At 69.6% G+C, this 15,772-nt stretch carries 17 protein-coding genes and 1 pseudogene; 6 read left to right on the plus strand and 12 right to left on the minus strand.

All coding sequences use genetic code 11. The features are described 5' to 3' along the window. Positions 1-27: 27 nt before the first annotated feature. Both FPZ11_RS09185 and FPZ11_RS09190 read right to left on the minus strand, forming a co-directional pair. Entirely contained in the window at positions 28-561 is a 534-nt protein-coding gene (locus tag FPZ11_RS09185; RefSeq protein WP_146320239.1) for a GNAT family N-acetyltransferase, read from the minus strand. Positions 562-738: 177 nt separating this feature from the next. Next, positions 739-1,371 (minus strand): hypothetical protein, encoded by a 633-nt coding sequence (locus tag FPZ11_RS09190; RefSeq protein ID WP_146320241.1) that lies wholly within the window; start codon positions 1,369-1,371, stop codon positions 739-741. 246 nt (positions 1,372-1,617) lie between these two features. On the opposite strand from FPZ11_RS09190, the gene FPZ11_RS09195 reads away from it, so the two are divergent. Together FPZ11_RS09195 and FPZ11_RS09200 are read left to right on the plus strand one after the other, a co-directional pair. Continuing rightward, entirely contained in the window at positions 1,618-2,247 is a 630-nt protein-coding gene (locus FPZ11_RS09195; RefSeq protein WP_210416030.1) for a response regulator transcription factor, read from the plus strand. A gap of 2 nt (positions 2,248-2,249) precedes the next feature. Next, positions 2,250-3,503, plus strand: coding sequence for a sensor histidine kinase (locus tag FPZ11_RS09200; protein ID WP_146320244.1), 1,254 nt, complete (start codon positions 2,250-2,252; stop codon positions 3,501-3,503). Positions 3,504-3,521: 18 nt separating this feature from the next. Here the strand turns inward: FPZ11_RS09200 and FPZ11_RS09205 are convergent, their stop codons facing one another. The 6 genes from FPZ11_RS09205 to paaA form a co-directional block, all read right to left on the minus strand. Beyond that, positions 3,522-4,286, minus strand: a complete 765-nt coding sequence (locus FPZ11_RS09205; protein ID WP_146320246.1) for an enoyl-CoA hydratase/isomerase family protein — start codon at positions 4,284-4,286, stop codon at positions 3,522-3,524. An 84-nt stretch (positions 4,287-4,370) separates the two neighbouring features. Continuing rightward, entirely contained in the window at positions 4,371-5,504 is a 1,134-nt protein-coding gene (gene paaE / locus FPZ11_RS09210) for a 1,2-phenylacetyl-CoA epoxidase subunit PaaE (protein ID WP_146320248.1), read from the minus strand. Further along, the gene (gene paaD / locus FPZ11_RS09215; protein WP_146320250.1) at positions 5,504-6,025 is read right to left on the minus strand and encodes a 1,2-phenylacetyl-CoA epoxidase subunit PaaD; all 522 of its coding nucleotides are present in this window, start codon (positions 6,023-6,025) and stop codon (positions 5,504-5,506) included. The genes paaE and paaD overlap by 1 nt, the downstream gene beginning before the upstream one ends. After that, on the minus strand, positions 6,025-6,846 hold the full coding sequence (gene paaC, locus FPZ11_RS09220; protein WP_146320252.1) for a 1,2-phenylacetyl-CoA epoxidase subunit PaaC: 822 nt from the start codon (positions 6,844-6,846) through the stop codon (positions 6,025-6,027). Before paaC ends, paaD begins: the two co-directional genes overlap by 1 nt. After that, complete coding sequence (paaB, locus tag FPZ11_RS09225) at positions 6,843-7,205, minus strand: 1,2-phenylacetyl-CoA epoxidase subunit PaaB (RefSeq protein WP_146320254.1); 363 nt, start codon at positions 7,203-7,205, stop codon at positions 6,843-6,845. The genes paaC and paaB overlap by 4 nt, the downstream gene beginning before the upstream one ends. After that, entirely contained in the window at positions 7,205-8,203 is a 999-nt protein-coding gene (paaA, locus tag FPZ11_RS09230; protein WP_146320256.1) for a 1,2-phenylacetyl-CoA epoxidase subunit PaaA, read from the minus strand. The genes paaB and paaA overlap by 1 nt, the downstream gene beginning before the upstream one ends. 83 nt (positions 8,204-8,286) lie before the next feature. On the opposite strand from paaA, the gene paaI reads away from it, so the two are divergent. From paaI to FPZ11_RS09245, 3 genes are all read left to right on the plus strand, one after another. Further along, entirely contained in the window at positions 8,287-8,685 is a 399-nt protein-coding gene (paaI, locus tag FPZ11_RS09235; RefSeq protein WP_210416001.1) for a hydroxyphenylacetyl-CoA thioesterase PaaI, read from the plus strand. A 47-nt stretch (positions 8,686-8,732) separates the two neighbouring features. Continuing rightward, the gene (gene paaK / locus FPZ11_RS09240) at positions 8,733-10,073 is read left to right on the plus strand and encodes a phenylacetate--CoA ligase PaaK (protein ID WP_146320258.1); all 1,341 of its coding nucleotides are present in this window, start codon (positions 8,733-8,735) and stop codon (positions 10,071-10,073) included. 213 nt (positions 10,074-10,286) lie between these two features. Continuing rightward, a complete protein-coding gene (locus FPZ11_RS09245) occupies positions 10,287-10,916 on the plus strand; it encodes a TetR/AcrR family transcriptional regulator (protein ID WP_146320260.1) in 630 nt (209 codons plus the stop codon). Positions 10,917-11,008: 92 nt separating this feature from the next. On the opposite strand, the gene FPZ11_RS09250 is transcribed toward FPZ11_RS09245, so the two are convergent. Both FPZ11_RS09250 and paaZ read right to left on the minus strand, forming a co-directional pair. Beyond that, the gene (locus FPZ11_RS09250; RefSeq protein WP_146320262.1) at positions 11,009-11,359 is read right to left on the minus strand and encodes an SdpI family protein; all 351 of its coding nucleotides are present in this window, start codon (positions 11,357-11,359) and stop codon (positions 11,009-11,011) included. A 19-nt stretch (positions 11,360-11,378) separates the two neighbouring features. Continuing rightward, positions 11,379-13,437: pseudogene (gene paaZ, locus FPZ11_RS09255) on the minus strand (phenylacetic acid degradation bifunctional protein PaaZ). 75 nt (positions 13,438-13,512) lie between these two features. Here paaZ and FPZ11_RS09260 point away from each other — a divergent pair. Further along, the gene (locus FPZ11_RS09260) at positions 13,513-13,956 is read left to right on the plus strand and encodes a PaaI family thioesterase (protein ID WP_146320263.1); all 444 of its coding nucleotides are present in this window, start codon (positions 13,513-13,515) and stop codon (positions 13,954-13,956) included. Positions 13,957-13,978: 22 nt separating this feature from the next. Here the strand turns inward: FPZ11_RS09260 and FPZ11_RS09265 are convergent, their stop codons facing one another. Then, positions 13,979-14,839 (minus strand): 3-hydroxyacyl-CoA dehydrogenase family protein, encoded by an 861-nt coding sequence (locus tag FPZ11_RS09265; protein ID WP_146320265.1) that lies wholly within the window; start codon positions 14,837-14,839, stop codon positions 13,979-13,981. After that, the gene (locus FPZ11_RS09270; protein ID WP_146320267.1) at positions 14,836-15,582 is read right to left on the minus strand and encodes an enoyl-CoA hydratase/isomerase family protein; all 747 of its coding nucleotides are present in this window, start codon (positions 15,580-15,582) and stop codon (positions 14,836-14,838) included. Before FPZ11_RS09270 ends, FPZ11_RS09265 begins: the two co-directional genes overlap by 4 nt. Between the last annotated feature and the right edge of the window lie 190 nt (positions 15,583-15,772).

Here is a 15,772-nt window from a genome sequence, read left to right on the forward strand (position 1 = left end):
TCGTGGCGGTTGCGGTGCACCGATCCGTCAGGCTTCGCTCGTTGCCTGAGGTTCGACCGTGTACTTGAAGCCGATGTGCGAGTCGACGAAGCCGAGCCGTTTATAGAAGCGATGCGCGTCGGCGCGCGCAGCATCGGACGTGAGCTGAATGAGCGTCGCACCCGTGGTCGGTGCCGCGGTGTCGATGACCCAGTGCATCAGGGTGCTGCCGATCCCGGCGGACCGGCGAGCGGATGCCACCCGTACGGCCTCGACGAGCAGGCGCGTGCTCCCGCGGCGGGCCATGCCGGGAATCACTGTGAGCTGCAGCGTTCCGACCAATCGACCCGCCGCGTCCTCTGCAACGACGAGCTCGTTCGATTCGTCGACCAGAATGCGCATCAACGCCTGCCGGTAGGCCGGCTCGTCATCACCGATGTTCAGGTCGCCGCGCCCCGCGCTGATCGGATCATCCGACAGCAGCAGCATGAGCGCGTGAAGATCCCGCTGCTCCGCCCTGCGGACCGAGATCGTCTCTCCCTGAGCCATCAGGGAGACAGGCAGCGCGAGGTCGGTGAGCACGCTCCATCATCGCAGCGCCGCCTCGCTCGTTGAACGCGTTGCACGCACCGGCAGCCTCTGGAGGGTCCGGCGGCACGCGGTCCCGCAGGTGCACAGTCTCGGAACCGCGCACGACGACGGGTCCCGCAGCACTGAGCTGCGGGACCCGTCGTCGTTTCGGTGTGAGGCTCGCTCGCCTCAGCCCTGCGGAAGAGCCTGGAGCACGCCTTGGATGGCGGGCGCTGCGGCCTGCGGAGTGGTCAGCATGTTCGAGGTGAGCGAGACCCAGTAGCCGTCGGCGAAGATCTCGAAGTCGCCCGTGTAGGTGCCGCCTCCTTTGACCTCGTAGACGTGCACATTCGGAGAGTAGCCGCCGACCGTCGTCGACGCCTTGGCGACGGCCGCTTGCTCCTGCGGGAACGAGCCCTTGACGATGCCGATCGTGAAGACGTTGCCGTCGGTTCCGATGTACTGCTCGCTCTGCCCGCCGAGTCGGCCCTGCGTGAAGACGTAGCTGCCGGGCACCGGCTCGAACCGTGCGTTCGAATACAGCGTGTGGTCATAGACCGGCTTGATCAGGTTCCAGACATCGTCTGGCGTGAGGGTCGTGTTCACCGGCGTGGAACCGCCGCCGTTCGAGGGTGCGAGGTGTCCACCGCCCGTCGTGTGTCCGGCGGGCACGACCGGCGACGGCGTGTGCGTCGAGGTGTGGGCGACCGGATGCGTCGCGCCGTGGTTGTCGAGCACGAGGGCTGTTCCGACACCGCCGAGCGTCAGGCCGACGGCGAGGGCGCCCGTTGCGGACAGGACGATGACACGCTTGAGGTTCACGATGGTTCTCCTTCTTCGAGGTGGTTCGAGATGACGTTCGAGCTGGCCGAGACGTTCGAGATGGCGACGGACGTTCCGTCGATGTCTTCTACGTTTTCAGCGGCCGCGGATCGCCGGTGTCGTCCGATCGGCGGACCGGGTGGGGGAATCCCGGTCATCCACCCCGGATGCGCACGCAACGTGAAGGGTGCGTGAGCCGTCCTCACATGTGAAGATCGATCTCGTGCGGAGGTCGTTGTGCAGCAGATGATCACGGTGGTGGTGGTCGACGACCACCCGTTCTTTCGCGACGGCATGGTTCGTGGGCTCACGCAGAGCGGCCGCATCCGGGTCGTCGGCGATGCGGGTGGCGGCCGGGACGGGCTCGCCATGATCGCGGAGCTGCAACCCGACGTCGCCGTCGTCGACTATCAGATGCCCGATCTCGACGGAATCCACGTGGTGCAGGCGGCGGCACGCGACAAGCTCGATACGCGCATCCTGCTCGTCTCCGCCATCACGGATGCGCCCATCGTCTACGCCGCACTCGAGGCCGGCGCCGCCGGCTACATCTCGAAAGAGGCGTCGCGACCCGAGATCGTCGCCGCGGTCGCGGATGTCGCGGCGGGCCGCACGGTGGTGCCTCCCGCACTGGCGGCGGGGCTGGTCGACGAGATCCGGCTGCGCAAGACGTCCGACACTCCGATCCTGAGCGAGCGGGAGCTTCAGGTGCTGCAGGGCTTCGCGCGAGGGCTCTCGATACCCCAGATCGCCGATGAGCTGTTCCTCGGCGCCAGCACGGTGAAGACCCACGCCGCCCGGCTGTACGAGAAGCTGGGCGTCAGCGACCGGGCCGCCGCCGTCGCCGAGGGCATGCGGCGCAAGCTCGTGGAGTGACGATGAGCTCGACCGGCGCCCCCGAGGTGTCAGTACTACGAGATCTCGCTCGCGTGCCGGAGTTGCGGGCACTGCTCATCCGTCACGCGGCGAGGGGTTTCCGCGTGCAATCCGTGGTGCGCACCGTGCTGGTGGTGTTCCTCGCGCTCACCGTGCTCATCGTGCCGCCCCCAGCCGGGGCACTGGCATGCCTGCTCGTCGTCGCCGGGTACGCCGTGTGGGCTGTCTTCGTCTTCGCCGTCGTGCGTGGCGACGCTGCCCGCGTGCTCCGCTTCAGCTGGCTCGCGCTCTACGGCGACGTGCTGGCCGTCGCGGTGATCGTGGCCGTCGCGAGCCTGTCCGACGATCGCAGCAGCACCGCCGGCATCCTGCTCGACGGCATGTTCCTGCTGCCGGTGGTGGCCGCCGTGCAGCTGCGCGTCTGGGCCGCCGTTTCGGTGATCGTGCCGACCATCGTCGTCTTCGTGGTGTGCAGCGTGCTCGCCGTGCAGACCTCGGGTCAGCTGTGGGCCATCGTGCCGCTGCGCTCACTCGCCCTGGCAGGCGTGGGTCTCGGATGCGTTCTGCTGGTGCGTCTGCAGGCCTCGCGCGTGCTCGCCCTGGGGCGCGAGTACACCCGGCGCGGCGCGCTGCTGTCCGAGCTTCTCGTCACCGAGTCTCGTGAACGGGCGACCCTCTCCGAGCACCTGCACGACGGCGCGCTGCAATACGTGCTCGCCGCCCGCCAGGAGCTCGACGACCTGCCGGCCGAGACGGACCCCGCTGTCGCGGAGCGGCTGCGCGGTGCACTGGGTGAGGCATCCGTTCTGCTGCGCTCGCAGGTGGCCGAGCTGAGTCCTGCCGTGCTGCAGCAGGCAGGCCTGGCCGTCGCCGTTCGACGCTTGGCCGTCGACACGGCCGCGCGCGGGCGTCTCGACGTGCAGGTCGACGAGTCCGGGTGGTCTGACACTGTCGGCACCGCGACGGAGCAGCTGCTCTACGACAGCGCGCGTGAGTTTCTCGGCAACGTCGTCAAGCATGCGCACGCGTCGCACGCGACCGTCACCCTCGCACGTGACGAGACGCAGGCCGTGCTCGCCGTGACCGACGACGGTGTCGGCGCCGATCCCGAGGAGCTGGCGGCGAGACTGGGGGCTGGGCACATCGGGCTGGCGACGCGACGCATTCGGCTCGAAGCGGCGGGTGGGCGTCTCGACCTCGAGGCTGGGACGGCCGGCGGCACCGTGCTGCGCGCTGTACTTCCCGTGGCGCGGTGAGACCGCGTCTGCTGCCCCTCACCGCCCGGCGAAGCGTGGCCGCCGCTTCTGCCGGAACGCGGCGAAACCCTCGGCGTAGTCGGCCGTCGCCGAGAGTGCCACCTGGGCATCCGTCTCGTCGGCCATCGACTGCCACAACCCGATGCGTTCGTCGCGCACCCTCGCGATAAGCCGCTTCTCCGCGACGAACGCGGCAGTCGGTCCTGCGGCGACGGCTGCCGCCTTCTCCCTGGTGAACCCGACGACCTCGTCGGCGGGCACGACGCGGCTGAAGAGCCCGGATGCCACGGCCTCCGCCCCGCTCATCAGCTCGCCCGTGTAGATGAGGTCGAGCGCGCGGTGCGTGCCGAGACGCTCCACGAAGAGTGCGTGCGCCCCGGAGTCGAGCGCAGCGCCCAGGGCCGCGAACGGGGATCCGATGCGCGCCGTGTCGGCCACGTAGACGACGTCGGTCGCGATGAGGATGCCGAGTCCGACGCCCAAGCAGGCGCCCGTCGCCGCCGCGAACGTCGGCGCGGGGAACTCCGCGAGCCGGTGCAGCAGCGCGGTGAAGGTGTCGAGATAACCGCGCGGATCATCCGTGGCCGGGTCGACCTCTGACACGTCGCGGCCGGCGCAGAAGGCGCGCCCCTCGCCGCGCAGCACGAGCGCCCTGGCGCCCTCGGCTCTCTCGAGCGCGGCGTCGAGCTCGAGAAGCGCCTCGAGGTCGAGCGCGTTCAGCTTCTGCGGCCAGTCGAGCACGAGCTCGACCACGTCATCGCTGTGCTCACTGCGGACGGGCATGGGAGGTCCTTTCTCGTCGGCCCCGGAGCGCCGCGAAGCGGCGCGGCCCCGCGGGTTGAGGAGCCCCGCGAAACAGAAGCCCCATCACGTGTCGTAGTCCACTTCGACCCGGTCGCTCGTGGGGATCGACTGGCACGTGAGCACGTAGCCGCGGTCGAGCTCCTCCTGCTCGAGCGCGTAGTTCTCCACCATGTCGACGGTCCCCTCGCGCAGGACGGCGCGGCAGGTGCCGCATACCCCGCCCGCGCACGCGAACGGCACGTCGCCGCGCACCCGGAGCGCCGCGTTGAGGATGGTCTCCTGCGAGTGCACCGCGCTCGTCACCGTCGAGGTGGTGCCATCGAGACGGAACGCGATCGTGCGCACCGCCTCCCCCGGGTCGACCACGATCGGCCTGCCGCGCTGCGGCGCCGGGTTGCCCTGCTCCCCCGTGGTGAACAGCTCGTAGCGGATGCTCTCGCCCGGCACCCCGCGTGCCCCCAGCGCGTCGCGGCAGAGCTGCACCAGCTCGAACGGGCCGCACAGGAACCACTCGTCCACACTCTCCACCGGCACGAGTGCGCCGAGGATCTGCGCCACCTTCTCCTCGTCCAGCCGCCCGCTGAGCAGCTCCGAGCTCCGGCGTTCCCTGGTGAGCACGTGATAGAGCGCGAGCCGAGAGGGGTAGCGGTCCTTGAGGTCGGCGAGCTCGTCGACGAACATCGTGTCCATCGCGGTGCGGTTCGAGTACACGAGCGAGAACGTGTTGCGGTCATCGAGCGCCAGCACGCTCTGCACCACCGCGAGCACGGGAGTGATGCCGCTGCCCGCGGCGATCGCCGCGCAGTGCACCGGCTCGCCCGCCTGCGCCCGTGACGTGAACCGGCCCTCCGGGCTCATCACCTCCAGCGTCATGCCCGGTGCCAGGCTCTCCAGCGCCCAGCCGGAGAACACGCCGCCGAGGTCGCGCTTGATCGCCACCTTCAGCTCGCCGGGCAGCTCGCCGGCATCCGGTGCCTGACAGATCGAGTAGCTGCGGCGCAGCACGTCGTCGCCGAGCGTCGTGCGCAGGGCGATGTACTGGCCCGGCTGATAGTCGTAGGCGTGAGCCAGCTCGGCGGGGACGGCGAAGGCGACCTCGATGGCATCCGGAGTCAGCTGTCTCACCGCGGAGACCGTGAGCGTGTGGAACGCGCCGCGCCGCTTCGACTGCGACGGGAGCGGCGACGAGGTCTCCATCAGTGCGCCTTGAAGTGGTCGAAGGGCTCCCCGCACTTCTGGCACACGTAGAGTGCCTTGCACGAGGTGGAGCCGAAGTGCGACACCTCACGGGTGTGCAGCGACCCGCAGTGCGGGCAGCGGATGCCCAAGCCCAGCCCCACGCGCCCGTCACCGCCGTGCACCGCGCTTCGCGGCGCCGGCGGAGCGATGCCGAACGCCTCGAGCTTCGCCTTGCCGGCCTCGGACATCCAGTCGGTGGTCCACGCGGGGGCGAGCACCGTGCGCACCGTGACGTCGTCATAGCCCGCGTCGGTGAGTGTCGTGACGATGTCGTCGTGCATGGCGTCGATGGCGGGGCACCCCGAGTAGGTCGGCGTGATCTCGACGGTCACCGCCGGCGCACCGTCGCGGTCGGCGACGTGCACGGAGCGCAGCACGCCGAGATCCTCGATGGTGAGCACCGGCACCTCCGGGTCGCACACGGTCGCGGCGAGCGCCCACACGCGTCGCTCGTCGTCTTTCGCCAGCGTCACATCCATCACCACGTCGCCCCCGGATGCTGCCTTGCCAGCACCTGCATTTCCGCGAGCAGGTGCCCGAACACCTCCGTGTGCACGCCAGCGCGCCCGCCGCCGGCCGCCGGCGCGACTGCCGGCACCGCGAGCCCCGACTCCACGATCACCGCCGGCACCGTGCGGTCGAACTCGTCGCGCAGGGTCTCCGGGCGCACCGCAACGTCACCGAGCACCTCGATCGCCGCGTCGGGGCGGAACAGCTCGTCGACGAACGGCCACAGGGCATCCAGCCCGGCCTGCATCCGCCGATGCGACTCGTCGGTGCCGAGCCCCAGCCGCCGCACCCACTGCACGCTGTGGTCCACGTGGTAGGCGACCTCCTTCGCCGCCTTCGCCGCGATGGCGGCGAGCGTCGGGTCGCTGGATGCCGTGAGCCGCCCGTACAACGCATCGAAGTACACCGAGGCGATGAGCTGTCGGGCGATGGTGTGCGCGAAGTCCCCGTTCGGGCGCTCGAAGAGCTGGTGATTGGTGAACTCGGGTTCGTCGCGGAAGTAGGCCAGATCATCCTCGCTCTTCTCCCACGCGGAGCCCGCGTAGGTGAGGAAGCTGCGCGCGTGCCCGAGCAGGTCGAGGCCGATGTTGCCGAGGGCCACGTCTTCTTCGAGCTCCGGCGCGTGGGCGATCCACTCGCCGAGCCGCTGCGCGAGGATCAACGCGTCATCGCCGAGGCCCAGTGCGTAGCGGGCGACGGCGTCGCTCGGGCGACCGAGCCCCGTCTCGAGTTCGCGTTCGATCGTCTCCGCCGAGACTGCCGTGGAGACGGCACGATTCGTGTGCCTCACAGATGCGGCACCCCCTCCGAGGCCGTGTAGTAGGTGGCGTGGCGGAATTCCTTGCCCTCCGAGGTCTCGAAGAACGCGCCGCGGGCATCCACGTCGGAGGTCGTGATGGCGCTCGACGGCACGACCCACACCGAGACGCCCTCGCCTCGACGCGTGTAGAGGTCACGCGCGTTGCGCACGGCCATCACGGCATCCGGAGCGTGCAGCGACCCGGCGTGCACGTGCGAGAGTCCGCGGGAGGAGCGGATGAACACCTCCCACAGCGGCCACGTCTCGTGGTCGGCTGCGCCGGAGCCCGGGCCGGTGCCGGTGCTCTCCTGCTGCGGTCCATTCGCGGACTGCTCGCTCGCGGCGGCCATCACGCGATCCTCTCCAGCAGAGTCGAGCGGTCGGCATCCTCACGTGCCGCGTATGCCCGAGCGGCCTCGCGCACCCACGCGCCGTCGTCGTGCGCGGCGCGACGGTTCGCCAACCGCACCGTGTTGGCCTGGCCGCGACCCGCCAGCACCTCGTAGAACTCGTCCCAGTCCAGCACGCCGAAGTCGTAGTGTCCGCGCTCCTCGTTCCAGCGGATGTCCGGATCGGGCAGCGTCACGCCGAGCACCTCCGCCTGCGGAACGAGCATGTCGACGAAGCGCTGCCGCAGCTCGTCGTTGCTGAACCGCTTGATCTTCCACGCCATGCTGCGCTGCGAGTTCGGCGATTCGCCGTCCGGCGGCCCGAACATCATGAGCGCCGGTGCGTACCAGCGGTTCACCGACTCCTGCGCCATGCGCTGCTGCTCGGGCGTGCCCCGCATGAGCGTGAGCAGAATCTCGAAGCCCTGCCGCTGATGGAACGACTCCTCCTTGCAGATGCGCACCATCGCGCGACCGTACGGCCCGTACGAGCAGCGGCACAGCGGCACCTGGTTGCAGATGGCGGCTCCGTCGACGAGCCAGCCGATCGACCCCATGTCGGCCCACGTCGGCGTCGTGTAATTGAAGATCGACGAGTACTTGGCCGTGCCGCTCAGCAGCTGGTCGTACATCGCGTCGCGGGAGATGCCGAGCGTCTGCGCTGCCGAGTAGAGGTAGAGCCCGTGGCCGGCTTCGTCCTGCACCTTCGCCATCAGGATGGCCTTGCGCTTGAGGCTCGGAGCACGCGTGATCCAGTTGCCCTCCGGCTGCATGCCGATGATCTCGGAGTGGGCGTGCTGGGAGATCTGACGGATGAGCGTCTTGCGGTAGGCCTCGGGCATCCAGTCCGTGGGCTCCACGCGCGAGTCCGTCTCGATCAGCCGCTCGAACTCGAGCTGTTCGGGCGTCGGCGCAGGCTGCTCCACATCGCGCTGGCGCGAAAGCTCTGCTTCTGTCATCGTCGACTCCGTTTCGACACGGTTATACCAACCGAACGTTCGGTTAGTATATTGTGCCATATGGAGCGCGACGAGGAGCATCCATGAGCAGTCAGACGATGATGCAGCGTGATCGCGCGTCCGCGAGCCTCGGCATGGAGGTCGTCACCGACGAGCCCGGCCACGCGGTGGTGAGGATGCCCGTGCGCGACGACATGCTCAACGGTTTCGACATCATCCACGGCGGCCTCGTCTTCGCCCTGGCCGACACCGCGTTCGCGATCGCCTGCAACGAGGACGAGAACGTCACGGTCGCCGCCGGAGCCGACATCACGTTCCTCAAGTCCACGACCACGGGCGCCGTGCTCACCGCGACCGCCACCCGGCGAGCGCTGAGCGGACGCACCGGCCTCTACGACGTCACGGTCGTCGACGACGCCGGCGACGCTGTCGCCGAGTTCCGCGGCCGCTCGGTGACCACCCGCCGCACGGCACCTGCTTGACGCACGCTCCGACCCGAAGAGCCCCACCACCTCACGAGGAGACGTCGATGACGACGACCCACAACACCGCGTCCACCAGGACTGCCCCGCTGCACGTCACTCCTGCCGCCGCCGCTGACCTCGACCCCGAGGAGCGGATGAGCGTCGACGAGCTGCGCGCCCTGCAGCTCGAGCGGCTGCAGCAGACGGTGCGCCACGCCTACGAGAACGTGCCGTTCTACACGCGCAAGCTCGACGAGGCGGGCGTGCAGCCGGGCGACATCCGCTCGCTCGACGACGTGCGGCTGCTGCCGTTCACCACCAAGTCCGATCTGCGCGAGTCGTATCCGTTCGGCATGTTCGCGGTGCCCATGTCGAAGGTGGCGCGCATCCACGCGTCCAGCGGCACCACAGGACGCCCCACCGTCGTCGGTTACACCCTCGGCGACCTCGACCGCTGGGGCGACCTCGTTGCGCGCTCGCTGCGGGCATCCGGAGTGAAGCCCGGCATGAAAGTGCACAACGCGTACGGCTACGGGCTGTTCACAGGCGGGCTCGGAGCCCACACGGGCATCGAGAAGCTCGGTGCCACGGTCATCCCGGTCTCCGGGGGCCAGACGGCCAGGCAGGTGCAGCTCATCGTCGACTTCGAGCCGGATGCCATCATGTGCACGCCGAGCTACCTGCTCACCATCGCGGATGCCATGGAACAGGCCGGCGTCGACCCCCGCTCCACGAGTCTCAAGGTCGCCATTCTCGGCGCAGAGCCCTGGACGAACGAACTGCGCCGCACGATCGAGCAGCGCATGGGCATCGACGCCGTCGACATCTACGGCCTGAGCGAGGTGATGGGACCCGGCGTCGCGAACGAGTGCGTGGAGACGAAGGACGGCCCGCACATCTGGGAGGACCACTTCTGGCCGGAGGTGGTCGACGACAACGGCACACCGCTGCCGGACGGTGAGACGGGCGAGCTCGTGTTCACGTCGCTGACCAAGGAGGCGTTCCCGGTGCTGCGATACCGCACGCGCGACCTCACCAGGCTGCTGCCCGGCACGGCGCGACCCGCCATGCGGCGCATGCAGAAGGTCACCGGACGCAACGACGACATGATCATCCTGCGCGGCGTGAACATCTTCCCCACGCAGATCGAGGAGCTCGTGCTCGGCATCGAGACGCTCACCCCGCACTTCGTGATCGAGCTCACGCACGAGAACCAACTGGATGCCATGACCGTGCGCATCGAACGCCACCCCGAGCTGCCCCGCGAGACCTGCGAAGCCGCGGCCGTCGTGCTGGCGCAGCGCATCAAGACCCACGTCGGCTCCACCGTCGCGGTCGTGCTCGAGGAGCCGGGCGCGCTCCCCCGCAGCGAGGGCAAGTACAAGCGCGTCTACGACCTGCGATGAGCACTCCACCCGCCCTCCGCTCACTCGCCTTCCGCCCACCCGCCTTCCGCCCTCGTCGGACGCTCAGACGCCGGGTTCCGAGAACCGGAGAGGTCGCGCTCTCGCGCCGAACACCGGAGAAATGCTCCGGTAGCGGGCACCGCCTCCGGTTTTCGTGCCGGGACGGCGCAGCTGTACGGCGGCGAGAAGTCACCGACTGACAGACTGGAACCGATGACCGAGACCACCGAGCCCACCGAGCCCGTCGCCAAGCGCGGGCGCCCCGGCTACGACCAGCGGGGCATCCTCGAGGTGGCCGTCGCGGCGTTCAACGAGTACGGCTACGACGCCACGTCCATCGGGATGCTCGCCGAGCGGCTGGGACTGTCGAAATCGGCCATCTACCACCACGTGGCATCCAAGGACGAGCTGCTTCAGCTGGCCCTGAACGAGGCGCTCGACGGCCTCGAGGGTGTGCTGATCGAGGAGAGTGCCCGAACCGGGGATGCCGCAGACCGGCTCGCGTACGTGCTGCGGGGCGCCGTTCGCGTGCTCGTGGATCGGCTGCCGTACGTCACCCTGCTGCTGCGGGTGCGCGGCAACACCGACGTCGAACGCTCGGCACTCGCGCGGCGCAGAAGGTTCGACCGCGCAGTCGCGGCGCTCGTGGTCGCAGCGCGGGACGAGGGATCGCTGCGCGCTGACATCGACCCGGGAATCGCCACGCGCCTGCTCTTCGGCATGATCAACTCGATCGTCGAGTGGTATCGGCCGGGCGGCCCCGAGAGCGCCGATCAACTCGCCGACGACGTGCTCACGGTCGCGCTCGACGGGCTGCGGGTCGACGCGAGCGCGAAGCGCTGAGGATCAACCCATTTGATGCAGTGAAGTCAATGCGGCCGCAAGGACCAGCCCCACCGCGTGCAGGTCGCTCTCATCGGGCTCGGCGACCGACGTCACACCTCGACCCGGTTCGCCGCCCTGACCCCGAGCACCGCGCCGATGATCGTGCCCAACACGAGCACCGCCAGCGCGACGATCACGAGCGTCACGCCGCCCGACGAGTCTGTCGTGCCGGAGAACACCGTCAGCGCGAGCACGGCGAGCACGATGTTCACGACGGCGCCGCACACCATCGGCACGATCGCTGCGCGGTGACCGGCGGTCCACGCGGCATCCGAGGCGAACAGCGGCGGAATGCGCAGCCCCGCCCACGGGTTGCGCGGGATCACGCCGACCCCGCACAAGATGATCAAGACGGCGCCCAGCACCGACACCACGCTCAGAACGATGACCACTGCCAGCACATCCGCAGTGTACTGGCCGTCACTCCTTCGCCACGAGCGTCAGCACGTCGTACGTGGCGACCACCTCGTCGCGCTGGTTCGTGAGCACGGCGTCCCAGCGCACCTCGCCGTAGTCATCCGTCTCGCGCGGTGTGATCTGCTTCGCCGTGAGGTCGACGCGGATGCTGTCGCCCGGCGACACCGGCGTGAGGAACCGCAGGTTCTCCAGCCCGTAGTTCGCGAGCACCGGGCCCGGTTCCGGATCGACGAACAACCCGGCGGCGAACGAGACGAGCAGGTAGCCGTGCGCGACCCGGCCAGGGAAGAACGGGTTGGCCGCCGCGGCCTCCTCGTCCATGTGCGCGTAGAACGTGTCGCCGGTGAACTCCGCGAAGTGCTCGATGTCGGCCAGCGTCACCTCGCGTGATTCCGACGACACCCGGTCACCGAGCTGCAGCTCTGCGAGCGTCTTGCGGAAGGGATGCCGGCCGCCGGCATCCACCGCGGCTCCCGCATGCCACTCTCCGGTGATCGCCGTCAGCATGTCGGGCGAGCCTTGAATGGCGGTGCGCTGCATGTGGTGCAGCACGGCGCGGATGCCGCCCAGCTCCTCGCCGCCGCCTGCACGCCCCGGACCTCCGTGCACGAGGTGCGGAACGGGCGAGCCGTGCCCCGTGGACGACCTCGCGTCGTCGCGATCCAGCACGAGCACGCGGCCGTTGTACGCGGCGATCCCGCTCACGAGCTCGACCACCTCGCTCGGATCATGGGATGCGACCGAGGTGACGAGGGAGCCGCGGCCCGCGGCGACCAGCCGCACGGCCTCGTCCGCGGTGTCGTAGCCGATCACGCTCGCGACCGGGCCGAACGCCTCGATCGTGTGCACGGCATCGGCCCACGGGTCGTCGAAGCGCAGCAGCACGGGTCCGACGAACGCGCCCCCGGGTTCGACCGCGGTCGTGCCATCGGCCCTGCGCACCTGTGGCGCGTCAAGGGACCCGTACACGATCTCACCGCCGCCATCAATGAGCTCCTGGATGCGCCGCAGCACCTCCTCGCGCTGCTCCCGCGACGCCAGCGGCCCCATCGTGACACCCTCCGCCCTCGGATCGCCGACGACGATGCGCGAGGAGATCCGCTCGGAGACCGCGGCGATCACGTCATCGCGCAGCCCGTTCGGCACGATGACGCGACGGATCGCCGTGCACTTCTGCCCTGCCTTCACCGTCAGCTCCGTCACGACGCCGCGCACGAACGCGTCGAACTCGGGGGGTGCCTTGGACGGCATCCCGACCGAGCACCGACGCGTTGATCGAGTCGGTCTCGCTCGTGAACCGCACGCCGCCGGTCTGCACGCACTCGTGCGCGCGCAACGTCTGAGCGGTCGAGGCGGAGCCGGTGAACGCCACGAGGTCACCCAGCCGCAGCTCGTCGAACAGCCCGGGGACGCTGCCGGAGACGAGCTGCACGGTACCGGCGGGCAGCAGGCCCGATTCGACGAGCATCCGCACCATCGCCTCGGCGATGTAGCCCGTTGGCGTCGCCGGCTTCACCAGAGTGGGCACGCCGGCCAAGAATGCCGGCGCGAACTTCTCCAGCGACCCCCACACCGGAAAGTTGAACGCGTTGATCTGCACGGCCACACCTGGCCGCCGCGAGTACACATGCCGCCCGAGGAATGTGCCGTCCTTCGACAAGCGCTCCGCCGGGCCCTCGACCACGAGCTGTGTGTTCGGCAACTCGCGTCTGCCCTTCGACGAATACGTGAAGAGCACGCCGATGCCGCCGTCGATGTCGACCATGGCATCCGTCTTCGTGGTGCCCGCACGCGACGACAGCGCGTACAGCTCGTCCTTGCGCTCGGTCAGTGCCTGAGCGAACTGCTTCAGCAGCAGCGCACGCTGGTGAAAGGTCAGCGCGCCGAGGGATGCCCGCCCCACGGTGCGCGCATACTCCAGCGCACCGCCGAGATCGAGGCTCTCCGTGCTGACGTGCGTCACCACCTCGCCGGTCGACGCGTCGAGCACCTGGTGCGCTCCCTCGTCGCTCGTCGATGTCCACCACTGTCCCTGCACGTAGCTGGGAAGGATGCCTGTCATGCTGCGCCTCCTGCACTGCACACCGCTTCTGCGCGGCGGCCGGGCTGATACTCTGCCGAACGTTCGGCAGAGTCGATGAACGAATCGGGGTGCACCGTGGCGCACGAGACGGAACCGCGCGAGGCGGAGAGCGAAGAGCCGTGGCGCATCGTGCTCGGCGAGCTCGACACGAAGATGGGCGTGACGATCCTCGAGCAGTCGGCGCAGCGCGTCGTCGCGACCATGCCCGTCGAGGGCAACCGCCAGTCATTCGGGCTGCTGCACGGCGGGGCGTCCGTGGCCTTCGCCGAGGCGCTCGGATCGTGGGCTGCGGTCATCCACGCCGGCCCCGGCCGCTCGGCCGTCGGCCTCGACATCAACGCCACGCACCACCGCTCGGCCAGATCGGGCCTCGTCACCGGCGTCGCGGAGGCGATCAGCCTCGGCCGCCGCGTCACATCGCACGCCGTCACCGTCACGGACGACCAGGGTCGCCTGCTCTGCACGGCCCGCATCACGAACCTCATCGTCGACGCCTGAGCCGCACGTCGCGACGACGGCCTCAGCTCCATTCGAAGAACCCCTTGCCGGTCTTGCGCCCGAGCTCGCCGGCGGCGACCTTGTCGCGCAGCAGCTGCGGCGGCGCGAAACGCTCGCCGAGCGCGCCCGCGAGGTACTCGGCGATGCCGAGGCGAACATCCAGCCCCACGATGTCGGTCAGCCGCAGCGGTCCCACCGGATGCCGGTAACCGAGCACCATCGCCGCGTCGATGTCGTCGGCCGAGGCGACGCCCTCTTCGAGCATGCGGATCGCCTCGAGCCCGAGCGCGACGCCGAGCCTGCTCGAGGCGAAGCCAGGGGCATCCGACACCGTCACGGCCGTCTTGCCGATCGCGGCGACCCAGCCCTGCACGACGGCAAGCATCTCCGCCGACGTCGCTGCGCCGCGCACCACCTCGACGAGCGACGACGCCGGCACCGGATTGAAGAAGTGCATGCCGAGAAACCGTGTCGGATCCCGCAGCGTGGCAGCCAACTCGTCGATCGAGATCGACGATGTGTTGCTCGCGATCACCGCATGCGGCGCGGATGCCTCCACCCGCGCCAACGACTCCGCCTTCAGCCCCAGCGCCTCGGGCACCGCCTCCAGCACGAGGTCGCACGGGGCGAACGCCCCATCGTCCACCCCTACCTGCAGCCGCGCCATCAGCTCGTCGGCGCTCTCGCTCGTCGTGCCGCGCTCCACGCTTCCGCGCACCGCGTGCGCGACGCGCTCTGCCGCGGCATCGCACTGCTCGCGGTCGCGCTCCACCACGTGCACGCGACAGCCCGAGACGAGGAAGGCGTGCGCGATCCCCGCCCCCATCGTTCCGCCGCCGAGCACGCCGACGGTCTCCGGCAGCGCGGGAGCGACTGCAGTCATCGCGCCCTCCGCGCTCGTCGCTCCAGAAACTCCGCCATGCGCCTGCGCTTCTCCGGCGACTCGAACAGCACGGCCTGAGCCTCGAGGTCGACCCGTGGATGCTCGTCGCGCGGGGCCGCGAACACGGCCTTCGTCGCCCGCGTGGCCGCGGCATCCAGCGCAGCGATGCGGTCGGCCAGTCGGTGCGCGGCGGGCATCAGCTCATCCGGTTCGACGACCTCGCCGAGCAGTCCCCAGCGCAACGCCTCCTCGGCGTTCAGCCGCCGGCCCGCGAACAGCACCTGCTTCGCCATCGGCTCCCCCACGAGTTCCTTGAGCCGCCAGGTCGCCCCCGCCGCCGCGATGATGCCCAGCCCGGTCTCCGGGTTGCCGAAGACAGCGCGCGGCGTGCCGATGCGCAGGTCGGCCGCGTAGGCGAGCTCCGCGCCGCCGCCGAGTGCGTAACCGTCGACGGCGGCGATGACGGGCATCGGGAGCCGCGCGACGCGGATCGTGAGGTTCATGTTGATGCCGGCGAGGGCGTCCTCTGCCGTGCGCTCGATCATCTCCGCGATGTCGGCGCCCGAGGCGAAGACGCCGTCGGTGCCGGTGATGATGAGGATCTTGGGGTCGCGCTCCAGCTCGGCGCACACCTCGTGCAGCTCGTCGACCATGCGACGATCGATCGCGTTGCGCACCTGCGGCCGGTCGAGCGTGACCACGACGCGGTCGTCGCGTCGCTCCACCCTGATGCTCTCGGCCATGCCCATACCGCCCTCGCCGTTCACGCCTCGTCGCGTCGGCCGTCGTCGCACGCCGAGGCGCGCATTAGTTACCGACCGTTCGGACAGTAATTCTGTCAGACGTGCCCGAGCCGGTCAAACGAGGCGTGCCCAACGGTCGCTCGCTGGTTGAGGAGCACGCGGCTCCGCCGCGCGCGTCACCGTGGGTTGA

Source organism: Humibacter ginsenosidimutans, from assembly GCF_007859675.1.
Lineage (GTDB): Bacteria > Actinomycetota > Actinomycetes > Actinomycetales > Microbacteriaceae > Humibacter > Humibacter ginsenosidimutans.

What these genes read in the sequence shown, in the direction of transcription:
- FPZ11_RS09195 (WP_210416030.1), top strand. Translation starts at nt 1,618, where the DNA reads ATGATCACGGTGGTGGTGGTCGACGACCACCCGTTCTTTCGCGACGGC.
- FPZ11_RS09200 (WP_146320244.1), top strand. Translation starts at nt 2,250, where the DNA reads ATGAGCTCGACCGGCGCCCCCGAGGTGTCAGTACTACGAGATCTCGCT.
- FPZ11_RS09205 (WP_146320246.1), bottom strand. Translation starts at nt 4,286, where the DNA reads ATGCCCGTCCGCAGTGAGCACAGCGATGACGTGGTCGAGCTCGTGCTC.
- paaE (WP_146320248.1), bottom strand. Translation starts at nt 5,504, where the DNA reads ATGGAGACCTCGTCGCCGCTCCCGTCGCAGTCGAAGCGGCGCGGCGCG.
- paaD (WP_146320250.1), bottom strand. Translation starts at nt 6,025, where the DNA reads ATGGATGTGACGCTGGCGAAAGACGACGAGCGACGCGTGTGGGCGCTC.
- paaB (WP_146320254.1), bottom strand. Translation starts at nt 7,205, where the DNA reads ATGGCCGCCGCGAGCGAGCAGTCCGCGAATGGACCGCAGCAGGAGAGC.
- paaA (WP_146320256.1), bottom strand. Translation starts at nt 8,203, where the DNA reads ATGACAGAAGCAGAGCTTTCGCGCCAGCGCGATGTGGAGCAGCCTGCG.
- paaI (WP_210416001.1), top strand. Translation starts at nt 8,287, where the DNA reads ATGAGCAGTCAGACGATGATGCAGCGTGATCGCGCGTCCGCGAGCCTC.
- paaK (WP_146320258.1), top strand. Translation starts at nt 8,733, where the DNA reads ATGACGACGACCCACAACACCGCGTCCACCAGGACTGCCCCGCTGCAC.
- FPZ11_RS09245 (WP_146320260.1), top strand. Translation starts at nt 10,287, where the DNA reads ATGACCGAGACCACCGAGCCCACCGAGCCCGTCGCCAAGCGCGGGCGC.
- FPZ11_RS09260 (WP_146320263.1), top strand. Translation starts at nt 13,513, where the DNA reads ATGAACGAATCGGGGTGCACCGTGGCGCACGAGACGGAACCGCGCGAG.
- FPZ11_RS09265 (WP_146320265.1), bottom strand. Translation starts at nt 14,839, where the DNA reads ATGACTGCAGTCGCTCCCGCGCTGCCGGAGACCGTCGGCGTGCTCGGC.
- FPZ11_RS09270 (WP_146320267.1), bottom strand. Translation starts at nt 15,582, where the DNA reads ATGGCCGAGAGCATCAGGGTGGAGCGACGCGACGACCGCGTCGTGGTC.